The 14,688-nt window shown below is 43.1% G+C and carries 27 protein-coding genes; all 27 read left to right on the forward strand.

The window, feature by feature from the left end; all coding sequences use genetic code 11:
* Positions 1 to 96: 96 nt before the first annotated feature.
* The gene (locus DWX96_RS14195) at positions 97 to 246 is read left to right on the forward strand and encodes a hypothetical protein (protein ID WP_158561809.1); all 150 of its coding nucleotides are present in this window, start codon (positions 97 to 99) and stop codon (positions 244 to 246) included.
* Between the two features lie 10 nt (positions 247 to 256).
* A complete protein-coding gene (locus tag DWX96_RS00635; RefSeq protein WP_118056637.1) occupies positions 257 to 442 on the forward strand; it encodes a hypothetical protein in 186 nt (61 codons plus the stop codon).
* A 9-nt stretch (positions 443 to 451) separates the two neighbouring features.
* On the forward strand, positions 452 to 682 hold the full coding sequence (locus tag DWX96_RS00640; protein WP_242988674.1) for a helix-turn-helix domain-containing protein: 231 nt from the start codon (positions 452 to 454) through the stop codon (positions 680 to 682).
* Complete coding sequence (locus tag DWX96_RS00645) at positions 679 to 972, forward strand: hypothetical protein (protein WP_118056636.1); 294 nt, start codon at positions 679 to 681, stop codon at positions 970 to 972. Before DWX96_RS00640 ends, DWX96_RS00645 begins: the two co-directional genes overlap by 4 nt.
* Positions 962 to 1,219 (forward strand): hypothetical protein, encoded by a 258-nt coding sequence (locus DWX96_RS00650; RefSeq protein ID WP_117841411.1) that lies wholly within the window; start codon positions 962 to 964, stop codon positions 1,217 to 1,219. The genes DWX96_RS00645 and DWX96_RS00650 overlap by 11 nt, the downstream gene beginning before the upstream one ends.
* Positions 1,198 to 1,731 (forward strand): hypothetical protein, encoded by a 534-nt coding sequence (locus DWX96_RS00655; RefSeq protein ID WP_118056635.1) that lies wholly within the window; start codon positions 1,198 to 1,200, stop codon positions 1,729 to 1,731. The genes DWX96_RS00650 and DWX96_RS00655 overlap by 22 nt, the downstream gene beginning before the upstream one ends.
* 175 nt (positions 1,732 to 1,906) lie before the next feature.
* Positions 1,907 to 2,677, forward strand: coding sequence for a rolling circle replication-associated protein (locus DWX96_RS00660; RefSeq protein ID WP_118056634.1), 771 nt, complete (start codon positions 1,907 to 1,909; stop codon positions 2,675 to 2,677).
* A 2-nt stretch (positions 2,678 to 2,679) separates the two neighbouring features.
* Positions 2,680 to 3,132, forward strand: a complete 453-nt coding sequence (locus DWX96_RS00665) for an RNase H family protein (protein ID WP_118056633.1) — start codon at positions 2,680 to 2,682, stop codon at positions 3,130 to 3,132.
* On the forward strand, positions 3,095 to 3,442 hold the full coding sequence (locus DWX96_RS00670) for an HNH endonuclease (protein ID WP_118056632.1): 348 nt from the start codon (positions 3,095 to 3,097) through the stop codon (positions 3,440 to 3,442). Before DWX96_RS00665 ends, DWX96_RS00670 begins: the two co-directional genes overlap by 38 nt.
* Positions 3,443 to 3,444: 2 nt before the next feature.
* Entirely contained in the window at positions 3,445 to 3,864 is a 420-nt protein-coding gene (locus DWX96_RS00675) for a hypothetical protein (protein ID WP_118056631.1), read from the forward strand.
* 151 nt (positions 3,865 to 4,015) lie between these two features.
* Complete coding sequence (locus tag DWX96_RS00680) at positions 4,016 to 4,363, forward strand: hypothetical protein (protein ID WP_118056630.1); 348 nt, start codon at positions 4,016 to 4,018, stop codon at positions 4,361 to 4,363.
* Entirely contained in the window at positions 4,353 to 5,048 is a 696-nt protein-coding gene (locus DWX96_RS00685) for a hypothetical protein (RefSeq protein ID WP_199535168.1), read from the forward strand. Before DWX96_RS00680 ends, DWX96_RS00685 begins: the two co-directional genes overlap by 11 nt.
* An 18-nt stretch (positions 5,049 to 5,066) precedes the next feature.
* Positions 5,067 to 5,240 carry a hypothetical protein gene (locus DWX96_RS14200; RefSeq protein WP_158561808.1) on the forward strand — a complete coding sequence of 58 codons (174 nt, stop codon included), beginning with the start codon at positions 5,067 to 5,069 and terminating at the stop codon, positions 5,238 to 5,240.
* 22 nt (positions 5,241 to 5,262) lie between these two features.
* Complete coding sequence (locus DWX96_RS00690; RefSeq protein WP_118056629.1) at positions 5,263 to 5,559, forward strand: hypothetical protein; 297 nt, start codon at positions 5,263 to 5,265, stop codon at positions 5,557 to 5,559.
* A gap of 2 nt (positions 5,560 to 5,561) precedes the next feature.
* The gene (locus DWX96_RS00695; RefSeq protein WP_147337960.1) at positions 5,562 to 5,849 is read left to right on the forward strand and encodes a hypothetical protein; all 288 of its coding nucleotides are present in this window, start codon (positions 5,562 to 5,564) and stop codon (positions 5,847 to 5,849) included.
* A gap of 73 nt (positions 5,850 to 5,922) precedes the next feature.
* Positions 5,923 to 6,420 carry a hypothetical protein gene (locus DWX96_RS00700; protein ID WP_147337961.1) on the forward strand — a complete coding sequence of 166 codons (498 nt, stop codon included), beginning with the start codon at positions 5,923 to 5,925 and terminating at the stop codon, positions 6,418 to 6,420.
* The gene (locus DWX96_RS00705; protein ID WP_118056626.1) at positions 6,417 to 6,956 is read left to right on the forward strand and encodes a DUF7666 domain-containing protein; all 540 of its coding nucleotides are present in this window, start codon (positions 6,417 to 6,419) and stop codon (positions 6,954 to 6,956) included. Before DWX96_RS00700 ends, DWX96_RS00705 begins: the two co-directional genes overlap by 4 nt.
* Positions 6,953 to 9,100: a PcfJ domain-containing protein gene (locus DWX96_RS00710; RefSeq protein ID WP_118056625.1), complete on the forward strand. Its 2,148-nt coding sequence runs from the start codon at positions 6,953 to 6,955 to the stop codon at positions 9,098 to 9,100. Before DWX96_RS00705 ends, DWX96_RS00710 begins: the two co-directional genes overlap by 4 nt.
* A 1-nt stretch (position 9,101) precedes the next feature.
* On the forward strand, positions 9,102 to 10,211 hold the full coding sequence (locus DWX96_RS00715) for a hypothetical protein (RefSeq protein WP_118056624.1): 1,110 nt from the start codon (positions 9,102 to 9,104) through the stop codon (positions 10,209 to 10,211).
* A complete protein-coding gene (locus tag DWX96_RS00720) occupies positions 10,208 to 10,528 on the forward strand; it encodes a hypothetical protein (protein ID WP_118056623.1) in 321 nt (106 codons plus the stop codon). Before DWX96_RS00715 ends, DWX96_RS00720 begins: the two co-directional genes overlap by 4 nt.
* On the forward strand, positions 10,491 to 10,628 hold the full coding sequence (locus DWX96_RS14205) for a hypothetical protein (protein WP_158561807.1): 138 nt from the start codon (positions 10,491 to 10,493) through the stop codon (positions 10,626 to 10,628). Before DWX96_RS00720 ends, DWX96_RS14205 begins: the two co-directional genes overlap by 38 nt.
* A complete protein-coding gene (locus tag DWX96_RS00725; RefSeq protein WP_117841396.1) occupies positions 10,628 to 11,125 on the forward strand; it encodes a hypothetical protein in 498 nt (165 codons plus the stop codon). The genes DWX96_RS14205 and DWX96_RS00725 overlap by 1 nt, the downstream gene beginning before the upstream one ends.
* Positions 11,122 to 11,700, forward strand: coding sequence for a hypothetical protein (locus DWX96_RS00730; RefSeq protein ID WP_118056622.1), 579 nt, complete (start codon positions 11,122 to 11,124; stop codon positions 11,698 to 11,700). Before DWX96_RS00725 ends, DWX96_RS00730 begins: the two co-directional genes overlap by 4 nt.
* Positions 11,701 to 11,724: 24 nt before the next feature.
* Positions 11,725 to 11,955 (forward strand): hypothetical protein, encoded by a 231-nt coding sequence (locus DWX96_RS00735; RefSeq protein ID WP_117841395.1) that lies wholly within the window; start codon positions 11,725 to 11,727, stop codon positions 11,953 to 11,955.
* 20 nt (positions 11,956 to 11,975) lie between these two features.
* The gene (locus DWX96_RS00740) at positions 11,976 to 12,317 is read left to right on the forward strand and encodes a hypothetical protein (RefSeq protein ID WP_118056621.1); all 342 of its coding nucleotides are present in this window, start codon (positions 11,976 to 11,978) and stop codon (positions 12,315 to 12,317) included.
* A gap of 213 nt (positions 12,318 to 12,530) precedes the next feature.
* Positions 12,531 to 13,292, forward strand: coding sequence for a terminase small subunit (locus DWX96_RS00745; RefSeq protein ID WP_158561806.1), 762 nt, complete (start codon positions 12,531 to 12,533; stop codon positions 13,290 to 13,292).
* Positions 13,231 to 14,679, forward strand: coding sequence for a terminase large subunit domain-containing protein (locus DWX96_RS00750; RefSeq protein ID WP_242988675.1), 1,449 nt, complete (start codon positions 13,231 to 13,233; stop codon positions 14,677 to 14,679). The genes DWX96_RS00745 and DWX96_RS00750 overlap by 62 nt, the downstream gene beginning before the upstream one ends.
* Positions 14,680 to 14,688 lie beyond the last annotated feature (9 nt).

The following is a 14,688-nucleotide window of genomic DNA, read 5'->3' on the forward strand; positions in this document are numbered from 1 at the left end:
AGATGTTGAAAAAATCAACAAAAAAGAGTTGACAAAAGTTTGATACCGACATATAATAGTTTTACAATCAACAATAACAGAGAGGAAGTGAAAAACATGAGTGAAAAAGAAAAAAACGTAATGGAGCGCTTGGTGAAAGTCTTACCGGAATTATCAGACTTCGACAAGGGCTACATATTAGGAAAAGCAGAGCAGACAGCGGAGAAGAGACGGGAGGAGTCAAAAGAAGAATTGCCAGTAGCATAAGGAGAAAAATATGGAGTATCAGAAACCAGTGATGAGCATTGCAGAGCTTGGAGCCATGGGATTTTCTGTAAGGGATATGAAAAATGATGTTCATGTTCCGGGGCAGAAATTCGCATGGAAAACATCCGGCGGCGGTAAATGGATGATTGATGTACGAGAATATGAAAAATTCAGAAACAGGCGCCGGAGACGATAGGAGGACAAAATGGAAAGTGAAAAAAAAGAACATGAAAAGCTGGAACGTGTAACTGTAAAACAGGCAGCGGAAGAGCTGAACATGGACCATGAGACAGTGAAATATCTGATGAGAAAAGAAAGACTTCCAATCGGATATGCAGTATTAAGAGAAGGCTGTAAGAGGACAACATATTATATTTACCGGGATGCACTGGATGCCTATAAAAAGAATATGAAAATGCTGGGTGGTAAGAGATGAAAGACTTCTTTGAAATAGACAAAGAAGAACTGAAGAAAGCATATAGACTGGCATACAGTATTGAGAACATGGAAGGATGGGAAGCGGAGAATCGCCGGATAGAGTACATAGGTTCTACGGAAAAAGCTGGAAGAATCACGGATTACTACAGAGATTCCACTGGAATGTACTGGTATTGCAGCAGGCACCGAAGAAAGACCGGAGAGATAGTATCGATGGAGACATTCATATTTGGATCGGGCTTTCAGAAGCGAGAAAGAGAAAGGAAAAGAAAAAGATATGTTTTTTAAGAAGTGGAGAGAAAAGAAGAAAAAGGACAAGGAAATTACAGACAGACTTAATGAACTGATGGACAAGTACCGGAACGAATGCGTATGGTACATGATCATATCAGGGATGCCGGCGGAAGAGATTAAAAAGCAGGATGTCAGTGCTGACCATCTGATGGAGACCGCACTGAAAGAAGCAATTGGAGCAGTGCAGGAAATGAGTGAGGAGATAAGGAGAAAGAAAAAATGCGCTACAGAATCAGAGTGATCACATTAATGGCAATAGCGGTAGCAGTTTTCCTTTTCACCATGTGGATGACATCACCACAGGAAGTGTCCGGAGAAGTAAACAGCTTCACCGCAAAGACTATGAATGCCGTTGGAAATATGGAAGTTGCACCGGTGCAACCGCAGGAGCAGGAGAATCCGCTCGGTGAACCGTTCCTCATCCGCTGCACCTGCTACACATGGACTGGCAACCAGTGCCGGAATGGTAGCTGGCCGGTAGAGGGATTGTCCGTAGCCGGTAAGGAAGAATGGCTGGGAAAGGCAATCATCATGTATTCAGTCACAGAAGATGGCGGAATCGGTGACTTTATCGGATATTTCGATTTCACTGACACAGGGGATGGAATCGACCTGGATGGAGACGGAAGGGGCGAGACCATACGCAACGGGACAAGCATTGATGTATACAGAGATACACTGGAGGGCTGTTACAGATGGATAGAACGGTACGGAGATTATGTTTATATCCAGGTGGTGGATGCTGCCGGATAGATAAAAAAAGAGAACGTGTGGCGCACGTCCTCAAGTGGGCTGTAAGTAATTTGGCGAATTGCAAACTTCCCGCATGAACAATATACCATAAAAGCCGCAAAAATGCAAGGAAACAGGGCATTTCAGACCTGTTTTCGCAACTCGATTAGGAATATTAAAAATAAGGACAAAGGCTATGGCATATTGTGTTGATATTTATAACTTCCCAGGCTCCATTGAGTATGAGTATAAGTGGGAAGGAAATTACGGAGCCAAGGGAGAGAAGAGAGCCGCAAGAGAGAGACCTTCCCCCTGGCAGATAGAATTGCAGAATCAGATTAATAAGAAAAACAGAATACGAAGGACCATAAAGGCAAACTTCGTGGAAAATGACTTCTGGCTGACCTTCACATACCGGAAGGGAGAGAGGAAGGATATGCAGGGAGTAAAAGAAGACCTCAATAACGTTTTGCGGAAGCTGGCAAGACGTTACCGGAAGCTCGGAGCAGAACTGAAATGGATGAGAGTTATTGAAATCGGATCCAGAGGCGGAATACATATCCACATGATCATGAATCGAATCAGAGGAGCAGATACGGATGTCTTAATCAAGGAGTGCTGGCAGCATGGAAGGATATTCTTCTCAAACCTCTATGAAGAGGGTGGATTTGAACAGCTCGCCCAGTATATGGCGAAGGTGCCGGATGAGGAAGAGAGAAAGAAGAAAGGTCTCCCCCGGAAGCTGACCAAAGAGGAGTACAGCTATTCCACGAGCCGGAATTTAATCCGGCCAAAACCGGAGAGAAAGAGATACAGGCGGTGGACTATGAGAAAACTGCTGCTTTATGGACCAAAACCGACACCGGGATATTATATCGTCCCGGAGAGCATCCGGAGCGGCACAAACCGGTATACCGGGTATTCATACATGCGATATACCGAGGAAAAACTGGACAGGAGAATTTGAAGATGGAAGCAAGGATTTATTTAAGAACTTCATACCATGGACTCCGGAAAGCGGAAGGGTGTTACTGTGGCATCCTGGAAGCAGATACCAGTGAAGGAGAGAAGACACTGGAAGAGACCGGAAAAGACACCGGCACAGCCAATCAGATAGCCTTGCTGGGGCTGATAAAAGCCATGGAGCATATGAGAAGAGCGTCTGACCTTGAGATATTCACAGACAGTAAATATCTGGAATCCGGTGTGAATCGGTTCTTGGATAACTGGATAGCGGCAGACTTCAGGAAGCAGAATGGAGAGCCGGTGAAAAACAGTGTTTTATGGAAGCGGACGGCAGAGCTGCTTGCACCACACAATATAAATATTTGCTATGCGGAACACACCAAGTATTCCAATTGGCAGGACAGGAGAATGAAACATTATGAGCAAGAGCAGAAGAACAAAAGCGTGCACCTTTGACAAGGGCACAATCGCAAGAATCATTAGCAGAGACGGAGACACCTGTATATTCTGCGCCAGTGGCAGATGGCCGCTTGTAAAGAAGGACTTCGGGGCGCACATCCGGGATATAGCCCATGTGGTAAACCGAAGCCAGGGTGGTCTTGGAGTGGAACAGAACGGAGTCACCGCCTGCCGGAGCCACCATCAGTTACTTGACAATGGCAACAAGGGCTTAAGAGCTGAAATGCTTGAATTTGCAGAATGTTACCTGAAAGAGCAGTACCCGGGATGGGACCGGGAGAAGCTGGTATACAAGAAAGGAGTATGAAGATGCTGAAAAAATTAGTGAAAGAAAATAAGGACAGGGCTGTAGAAAAAAATGGAGCCTGCAGATTTTGCGGTCAGATAAAGCTCGTAGAGGCACTGGAGGAATTCAACGAGGATGAATTGAACGAACTGGCCACAGAGCAGTGCAATTGTTATGAAGCACAGAATTATATATCAAGGTTGTACCGGAAAGAAAAGGCAGATTTCAGAATTGAAGAGCTTTTCGGATCAGGAAATAAACCGGAGCTTACAGATGCAAGGATGCAGATGCTTCATCAGGCAGCAGGCTATGTGGTGGATGGAATAGCAGAAAAGGTAACTGTTGAGGTTACCGGTGAACTCAAGATGATGGTCAGCGAGACTAAAAAAGGAAACATTAAAATAAACCGCAAAACAACCGTCCAGAGGGCGGCAGAAGTCTAGACCTCCAAGATTAACTTACATATACACGAAGGAACTTATAAATCTGTCACAGCTGGGGCATGGAAACCGCATAAACACAGAATGCGGAGCGTTTTTGGAAGAGGTACAAAGACCACACATATACACCATGCTCCGGAGAAAGGAGAACGTGATGGGAAGACTGACAATTAAGGATGAACAAGGCAACTGGGCTTTGAAAGGTGTTAAATGGAATCAGCTCCATGTGGGCGAGACGATAACACAGCAGGTACAAGAGAAGATATATGGAGCATTGGCAAAACTGAAGGATTATGAAGATTCAGGGATGACTCCGGATGAGTGCTGGGATTGCTGTAATAGAGAAAAGGTTGTGAAGCAGTTGGAAAAGCTGAAAAGCCTTGTCCCAGTAAATAGGGTACTTGATGATATTGTAAATGATAAACCGAAGGAATTAGGAATGCTTATAGCCTATGAAAAAGCTATTGAGGTTGTAAAAGGCGGTGGAGTAGATGGCAATTAAACCGATTTTATTCAACACGGAAATGGTTCGGGCAATTCTGGACGGGCGGAAGACCTGCACAAGACGGCTTGTAAAATTCTTGCCGGGAGAGAATTCGCAATGGACTGGATATATCAAAGACGGATTGATGTTGTACAACGGAAGGAATGAGCCTTGCATCAGAAAGGTGCCGTATCAGCCTGGAGATATCATGTATGTCCGGGAAACATGGCAGTATTTATATGAATTGGACGGAAATGAGCAAATTATTGAAGGAACCGGAAAATATTATTATGCAGCAACAGATACAATTCCTTTTGATACATATGTCGATGCGAGTGGAGTGACACACGAGCGTGTACCGTGGCACCCGTCCATTCATATGCCGAAAGAAGCAGCACGTATCTGGCTTAAGGTTACAGGTGTGAGGATGGAACGGTTACAGGAGATGAAGCCGGTTGATGTGATAAAAGAGGGGGCTTATCCTGATTGTTGGGATTGTCTTAATACATACGGAGAAAGCGGTTTGCAGTGCTGTTATGGGACAGAAGAACAGTGCAGTCAATGTGATGAAGTGATGATGGAATGGGAAAAACTTTGGACCTCCACCATCAAGAAATCCGACATTGACCGCTACGGATGGGATGCATCACCGTGGGTTTGGGTTATCAAATTTGAACGGTGTGAGAAGCCGAAAGAAGTTTGAGTTAGGAGGCCATAGGTAATGACAAGAGAAGAAAAAGATGAACTTTTTAACAACTTAGATGAAACGATAATACAGCCGGAGGAACCAATGAACCTCGCAGAAATGAAAGCGTATGTGAAAGGCTTTGAAGATGCAAGAAACGCAATTTTTGATACTGTAGACAAGTTTTATCGTCTCAATAAGACGGATTAGAGCCGTAGATAGGAGTTGAGATATGCCTAAAGCAATTTTGGTTATGGATATGCCGGAATCGTGCAGTATGTGTAAATTCCTGTATGAGTTTCAAGGCATTAAGAAATGCCAGCTTATGAATGTACTCAATAATGGAGCATCAAGGCTGTCACAGAATACTTTTACTGAGAAACGGCATAAAAAGTGCCCGCTACGGGAACTACCAGAGAAAAAAGAAGAAGTACGAATATATCAGCAGGAAAAAGATAAAGTCAAGGAAAATCCTTTGGTATCACAGGTGAAAGCAGAATTGCGCAGTATAAGGAAGGAGCGATGTTAGGTATGGCTAAAGCAGTATTGATTATGGATGATATGCCGGATTATTGCAACGATTGCTACGCTATGTACATGAGTTTGAGTGGAATATTTTGCAGAGCAGCAGAAGAGAGCTTACCAGCAAAAGCAGAGAGACCAGATTGGTGTCCGCTTCGGGAACTGCCGGAGAAAGCAAATCATCCTGATTATTGTGATAATGGAAGATTTGATAAAGGCTGGAATGCCTGCTTAGATGAAATTTTAAAAGATGATGGTATGAGAAAGGAGATATGCCGAAATCATGTAGCGGAATAATTTGAATTTTATTTTTTTTAAAATCGCACATATTCTATGTGCCGAGAAAAATCAGAAGGAGGAAGTAAGTATTATGTTTGAAAAATTTGGCGAATTCAAAACCGTAGAAAAATTAAACAAAAAGGCAGCAGAGCTGAAAGCAGAGGGATTATATAAAAGCATTGTTGAAATTGCAACAGAAAACGGACTTGATGAAGAGGATGCAGAGGACTATGCAGCAGGTGAAACGGAGGTATTGGCAACACCATGTACCGCAGCACACGGAAGATTGAAAGCGGAATCAGAAGATTTAAAGATTGCCGGAGTGCTTATGGACTGGGTGGATGAAATACGTCAGGAGTGCCTTGAGAATGAAAAAGTATGCGCCGGAGTGATGAATCATTCACTTGCCGGATATATGGCTATTTTACTGGAAAAAGGATTTGAAGAAAAAGCGGTGGTAGACAAACGCATTGTGCAGCAGGCAAAGGAAGTGGCAAAAGTAGCAGACAACCATGAAATTTCAATCGGATTTCCTAATTTAGCGGAGCGAAAAGAGATAATCAGGACTTATTACGGAGGCACAAAATGAGATACGCATACAAGGGATTTAATAAAGACCTGACCTGCACGATGGGAAATGGAACATTCCAGTACAAGCCGGGGGTCTGGTACAAAGAAGAAAAAGCACACTGTGCCAGGGCAGGATTTCATGCGACAGATAATCCGCTTGATGTGCTGAATTACTACAGAAATGGGCGTTACTTCATTGTGGAGCTGTCAGGCAACATTGATGAAGATGGATACGACACAAGGATATCCGCTCCGGAAATACGACTTATCAAGGAGCTTACAAAGCTGGAACTGATAAGGGAAGGCGTCATATGGCTGGTAAATCATCCGGACATGAAGTCAGATTCTGTCGTGAGAAACAAAGGGATAGCATCAGACGGATATGTGATCGTGCGAGGGAGAAGCCCGGTGGCAGCAGGCAGAAAAGGAGACACTGTTTTTTTGATAAAAGAGGACAAAAGTGGCGAAATTACAGAATGCGCAGAGTATCCGATAGACGGAAAAAAGTACCTGCCGGACACCTATTATGATGTGAAAGGGAGGAAGGTACGGTGAAAAAGAATGAGTTGAATAAGCTGAGAAGACTTCCCGCCACACCAGCCATGACTGAATGGGCGAAGATGCCGGGAAAAAAAGTAAGAAGATACAGGGGTGGATTAAATAAAAAATGGTATGCCTATGTGTGCCGGTGCCAGAATCTTGGTAAATACTTAAAAATTGCAATATGCCGGTCAGATGATGTGAAAAAGGGAATCACAGAACCGAAATGGGATGTGTTTATTGACTTTAAAGACGGGGCTTATATCACAAGAGAAAGGCAGAAAGACGGCTCATACAAATGGCTGACAGCAAGGATAGATAACCTGGACAACGAAAACAGGTGGGAGTTGTATTACGATTCAGACGAAATGTATTACCTGAATCCGGCTGGAAAGGCAGAGATAAAGGCACTGCTTAAGACGGAAAAAAACGGGATAGAGGGGGCAATCGAATGGCAGAAAAAAATACAGTCGGACAAGGAAGAGAAAAAGGCAAAAAGGCTGATGGATGCGTGGGACGCAGCCATGAAGGATGTTCCAAAAAAACTGCCGGAAGGATTTGAAAAATTCTGGAAAACAGAAGCATTCAGCGACCATTATATTTTTTATAATGGAGCAGACGCAGAGACGGGTTACTGTACCGGATGCCTTTGCGAAGTCCCGATAAATAAAAAACCAAAGCATAATGAATGGGAAAAATGCCCGCATTGTGGAAAGGAGATAACCTATGTTTCCAGGAAGAAAAAAAGAAATCTTATCTGGTCCTATGGCACTGCCATCTTGCTGCAGAGATACCGTAATGGAATCGTGGAAAGAACATTCCAATGTACAAGGGCGGACACGGAAGCATCTTTCCATGTAGGAGAGACAGGCTTATCAATCCGTGAGACAAAAAGGATACTTTTCACAGATGAAGGGCTGGAGGAATACCGCTATGAGGACTTCAAACTGAAAGGAAAGTGCTGGAGAAGACAGGACAGAGTAAACATATATTATGGGAATTATGAAAAAATCTACAAGAGAAATCTATCTGCTCTGCTGAAAAATACAAACACGGCATATAACATTGCGGTCAAGCATGGCTATAAAGAAAATCCTATTTACTTCATGAAGAGGGAAAAAACCAACCCGCTGATTGAAAAAGCGTACAAGGCAGGGCTTTACGCAATGGGAACAGAGCTGATACGGAGCGAATACTGGTACAGAGAGTTAATAGACGAGGAGCAGACAGAACTTATAAAGGCACTGCAGCTTGACAAGGCAAGACTGAATCGCCTGAAAAAGATGAATGGAAAGAGATGTGAGCTTCTATGGCTTCAGGACGAGAAAAAGGCAAATACTGTATGGAGGGATGAAGATATTAAGACGCTTGCAGAAGCAGGAGCGGGCGGAGCAGACTGCAGTATCCTTCAATATGTCAGCGTGCAGCAGGCGGCTAATTACTTGAGAAAGCAGCAGGCGGTAAGAAAGAGAGCATTATCCGACATCTGGATGGACTGGGAGGATTACATAAACATGCTGGAAAAGAGAAAGACGGATATGACAAACGGTATGTTAATCCGGCCAAAGGACTTGACCGTGGCACATAATGAGCTGGTGCTCCAGGAAGATATGTTGAAGAAAGGCACAGAGATAGAGGAGAAGAAAAAGACCTTTAAGAAAGCGGAAAAGCTGATGCAGGAAGGAACATTGAAAAAGTATGAGTATCAGAATGATAAATACTGCATTGTTGCCCCAACCGGCATAAAAGACATCTATGTGGAGGGCATGGCATTAAAACACTGCATACACACTTGCGACATCTACTTCCAGCGCATTGACATCCGGGAAACATATCTGCTTTTCCTTAGAAAGACAGAAGCACCGGATACCCCATGGTATACATTGGAGGTAGAGCCGGGCGGCAATATCAGACAGAAGAAATCAGTATTAAATGAAGCCTATGCAGACCTTGAGGATGCAATGCCTTTCCTGAAAGAGTGGCAGCAGTGGGTAAAGAAAAACCTTTCAAAAGAGGATGCGGTGCTGGCTGATAAGAGTAATAAGGCAAGAAAAAAGAACTATGGACAGCTCAGAAAAGAGAAAAAGCTGATATGGCATGGAAGACTGCAGGGTACCATGCTGGTGGATGCATTAGAAAAAGATTTTATGGAGGTATGACATGGAAGAATTAAGGAATATAGAAAATTATGAGCAGTTCAAGCAGGCTCTGGACACGGAGCTGGCAAATCAGGCAGCAGGCTTCGTAAGAACCGGCTACCTGCTGAAAAAGGCAAGAGACACAGATATCCTTGCATCATCCGGATACAGTACAGTAGCTGAATTTGCAAAGGCAGAATATGGTCTTTCAAAAGATATTGTATCACGGTACATAGCCATTAATGACAGATACAGTGAGGGCGGTTATTCTGACCGCCTCCAGGATAAGTACGAAGGGTACGGCGTGGCAAAGCTCCAGGATATGCTCACCCTTCCAATTGAGGTAGTAGATCTCATATCGCCTGAAATGACAAGAAAAGAGATTGCAGAAGTCAAGGCAGAGGTCAAAGCAGAGGAAGCCATATCACCATTAGAAGTAGCCATTGAGGGCACAGATGAGCAGCAGGCGGATATGGAACTGTGCCAGAAAGCCATATACAAGTACGCAAAGGATAATCCGGAAAAGTTCAAAGAGCTGGTGAAGTGGACAAAGGATGGAGATTCAGAAGAGCTTGAGAGCATCCTGGCACCATCAGGAATTGCAGTATTGGCTTCCAGGCCACAGGGAATCGGAAAGGTATTCACATCCTTCAAAGGAGAAGGGCAGCCAGTGGATATTCTGGCAGTCAAAGACAATGAAAAACAGACCTTAAGCATGGATGAGTACGCAGCCAAGGTCAGAGAGGTATTTGTTCCGGTGGCAGATATGCCGGATGCATATGAAAAAACCTTCGGAGTTGCACCGGTGCAACCGGAAAACGTTCCTGAAAAGCCAGAAAACGTTCCTAAAAAGCCGGAAAACGTTGAAAAAACAGAATGCGAGGTGCTTTCCGGAGAAGTTGTGGACAATGAGCCGGAAGAAGTACAGGAAGAAAAAGCTACAGAGGAAGCTCCGGCGGCAGCAGGCTTAGATAAAAATGTATTAAGAGGTTATGCAGCGGCAGTAAGTTCCAGTATTAAGAAGCTGGACCGCCTCTGGGAAAACCGGGAATTGGAGAAGTGCTTGGAAGAATTAACAAACATACGCTGGAGAATAGAGCAGATACAGAAGAATGGAGGGAATGCAGAATGAAACCAGTAGAAAATGAAGAGTTAATTGAAGCAGACATAATAAGAGTATTTTTCCACAGCGAGAATGAAACCTTTAAATGCCTGGAATTAATGCCTACAGAGGAAGAGAAAGAGACATTAACTTTTGAAGATATTTATAATCTGGCCAAGAAGAACGGACTGGCAGAGGAGGATATGTACATTCTTATGATTGCAGAGAATCCGCTGAGCGGAAAAGTTTACAAGCACGGCAATTATAAACAAGGAAGTAATCTGCTCAGTAGCGTGCCGGCAGGAACGGATGAAGGAAAGAGCAGAAAGAAGAAAGGCGGCATATAAGAAGCCGGAGCTTAAGGTAGGAAGCATTGCCTGGGTAAATGCAAAAGCGAGAGAAGCAGGCATGACATACGGAGAGTATGTGGGAAGGAGTGGGATTTGATGGAAAACGAACGTATTAAAGTATCAAGTCTAGACATCATTGTGACAATGATGGATGAAAAGCCATATTACGAAATTAAGTACAAGGAAATCGGAGAGAGCTATCACCACATAGGATACAGTTCATATGAATTGAGCAACGTTTTAAAGTGGAAAAAGGAATGCTTTGAAATCGTGAGCGAAACACCGAGTGATGCGGAAAAACAGGGGTTATTACTGAAGTTGCCGTGCAGAATTGGCTCGGACGTATACATAGTTCCTAGTGAAACGAATTTTCGAATGAATATTTTTGAGGGGTTCCCTAAAAATAACAGAGTTTTTCACCAGAAAGTGGCTTTAATTACTTTTACAGAAAACGGATGGTATATGGAAGGAGATATAGACAGGGAATGCTGTACATGCCGAACGCTGCAAGAAAACAAGTATAAGAAGACATGGTTTTTATCAAGAGAGGAAGCCGAAGCCAAGCTGAAAGAAATGGAGGGTAGAGCACAATGAGAGAATTCATGAGAAGAGTTCCAATAAAAGCCGGAAAGAGGGGAAAAGATGATGAAAAAGACCTAGTAAGAGACATATTGAGAAAGTGGCCAAAACTGATAGCATGGCTTGAAGAAAAAGAATACTTTACAGCACCGGCTTCAAAGGATCATCACGGAGCGCATGAGGGCGGATTAATAGAGCATTCACTTCAAGTGGCATATGAACTTGAGAGAATAACCGTAAAGATGGGCTTAAGGTGGGAGAGATCGGAAAGCCATGGAATAATAGGGCTGCTACATGACGTATGCAAGCTGGATGATTATCATACTGTCTCAATTGGGGACGAGCCGGCCAAAACTGGAATTGAACGGAACAAAGAAAGACTGTACCCAGGACACGGAGACAAGAGCCTTATCATGCTGATGGGCTTAATAGACCTCACAGAAGAAGAGAAAATGTGTATCAGATATCACATGGGAGCGTTCACAGATAAGTCAGAATGGGAGTTTTACAGCCAGGCGGTGCGGAGATACCCGAATGTTCTTTGGACACATACAGCAGATATGATAGCTTCTCAGATAAAGGGCGTGTAAAAGTGTAGGAGGGAGAAGGCGGTAATGAATAAAACAAGTGACGCAAAAACGAAATGTCCGTTTTTTATAAGGGATTCAGCTACAAAGATAACATGTGAGGGCCCGGGAAAAACAGAATTGGCAATTGGATTTAAGTCGAAGGTAAGAAAAAGAACATATCAGAAGCAGAATTGCTACAAGTATAAATGCAAGTGTGAGATTAAGAGGATGATGGAAGAAAAGTATGATAATAGACCAGAATGTGACAATGGATAGAAAAGAACAGGAGGAAAAATGTGAAAAAGCAACGGAAAGAGATACGTCTAAAAAGGAAACGCCTGAAAGCAGAGTATAACGCTGCCTTGAGAGAAAACAGAAGATTAAACAATGAATTAAGCTTCAAAGCAATGGAATATGGCAGAAAAGAGATTAAAACATTAGCAGCTCGGGAAGTAATTCTACTACAGAACGTAATTGAAATGGGAGAAAATCGGATGGTAGAAATTGCAAAAAATATGCTAGCGCGTGAAATCTGCGAAAAACTCAAAGAAAATGGAGCAATCCAGTTTGAAAAAGACTATAGCCCTATACATAATGGATTTATTGTGGATGCAAGGGTGAAAATCGTTATGCCATAGACGTATTATAAAGCAATGAAAAAATATGAGCGTCAGCACATCTGTAAAGTATGCTGATGCTCATATTTTTTTACTTAAAATCTTCCATCATGAGAGGGAGCAGTTCTCCAGTTACTTGCAAAATGCACAAAAAATAAAAAGGAGACAGTTTCGGGGAGAAAAAGGATGCATCTCTTTATAAAATACAGGCAGAAATGGAGAAGGGAGGACCGTATGGGAGAAGTACATGAAGAAGCAGAAAATGATTACATGCTTGGCATGAAATATAAAGAAATAGCGGAAAAATATGGAATCAGCCTGAATACGGTCAAGTCCTGGAAGCAACGATACGGATGGGAAAGAGGCGGAGGAAAAAAGTGTGCACACAAAAGGCGAAAAAAAGTGTGCACACAAAAAAAGAATGCATATACAGAAGAAGAAAAAGATTCGCCAGAAGAGGAGAATGCAGTAGACAGAGATGAGCTTTTTTGCCAGTATTATGCAAAATCTTTCAATGCAGTAAGAAGCTATATGCGTGTTTATCACTGCTCTTATCAGTCGGCGGCCGTTTCGGCGCATAATAAGCTAAAAAATCCTAAAATCAAAGAACGTTTGGAAGAAATCCGGCGGGACAAGATGGAAAGGATGCTTCCAAAAGAAGAGGATGTTGCGGAACTGCAATCAAGGATTGCATTTGCTGACTTATCAGATGTTGTAAATATATCGGCATATGGAGTGAGTATTAAAAATCCGGATTTGATAGATTGGCAAACGGTAAAAGCTGTAAAGAATACAGCGCATGGAGTAGTCATTGAGCTGAAAGATTCTCAAAAAGCAATTGACTGGTTGGACAAGCATGGCTTTAAAGGTGAAGACGATGGAGAGAACAATGAAGGAGTAGTATTCCTGCCACCAGTAAAGGAGGTGGATGAAGATGAGTGCTTCGTGGATGCCACAGCCGAAGCAGAAGATATTCATGGAAAGACCGGAGTATGAGGTCTTATTTGGAGGAGCAGCAGGCGGTGGAAAGTCAGATTCAATGTTAGCGGAAGCGTTAAGACAGATAAACATACCAAATTACAGAGGAATCATATTCCGAGACACAGTACCGCAGCTTGAAGGATTAATTACACGATCCTATGACTTGTACGGCAATTTGAAGGGGCAGCGTCCCAAATTTAATGAAAATAAAAAGCGCTGGCTGTTTGAGTCCGGCGCAAAGATATTTTTCGGATACATGCAAAGAGACTCTGACCGCTTCAACTATCAAGGAAAAGCATACGATTTTATTGGATTTGATGAATTAACACATTTTTCACTGACGCAGTATCAGTATATGATGTCTCGTAACAGACCAATGGGACCTGGTACAAGGGTATACATGAGAGCGACAGCGAATCCGGATGGAAAAGGGATGGCATGGGTTAAGCAGAGATTTGTAACGCCTGCACCGCCAAATACAAGGATTGTGGAAAGGTACAGCGTGCTTAATCCGCAGGGTGAGAAGATACAGCTTTCACGAGACAGGATATACATACCGGCCACAGTATTTGATAATAAAAAACTGTTAGAGAATGACCCGGATTATTTAGCGAACCTGGCGGCATTGCCAGAGGCAGAAAGAAATGCCCTGATGTATGGCTCATGGGACAGCTTTAGCGGACAGGTTTTTACAGAATTCAGAGATGATCCAAATCATTATAAAGACAGAATGTGGACGCATGTGATTGAGCCATTTCAAATACCGGACCACTGGAAGATATACCGGGGGTTCGACTTCGGATATGCAAAGCCGTATTCAGTTGGATGGTATGCAGTAGATACAAAGGGAAAGATATACCGGATAGCAGAGCTGTACGGTTGGAATGGAATTGCTAATCAGGGATTAAAAGAGCATCCCGTAGAACAGGCAAGAAAGATTCGAGAAGTCGAAGAAAATAATCCGTTGCTGAAAGGTAAGAGAATCACAGGTGTAGCGGATCCGGCTATATTTGATGAGTCAAGAGGAGAATCCGTTGCCAGAATGATGGAGAGAAGCCCTAATTTTGTATACTTCCATGGCGGAGACCATGTCAGACTGCCGGGAAAGATGCAGTATCACTATAGGTTTGCCTTCGATGAAATGGGAGATTGTATGTTTCAAATTTTTAACACATGCAGAAACTTCATCAGAACAATCCCAAACCTTACATATAGTGAGACAATTCCGGAAGATATTGACACAACAGAAGAAGACCACATCTATGATGAATGCAGATATGTGCTTATGGAGCACCCAATTGCTCCGAGAGGAAATGTATTACAAAAAAAACCGGCATTCGACCCACTAGATATGTTCAAAGAGCAAAAAGGAAGCCAAGGAGTACAGATATTAAATATTTAGGAGGATGAG

The sequence above is a fragment of the Roseburia sp. AF22-2LB genome, assembly GCF_003461125.1.
Lineage (GTDB): Bacteria > Bacillota > Clostridia > Lachnospirales > Lachnospiraceae > Roseburia_C > Roseburia_C amylophila.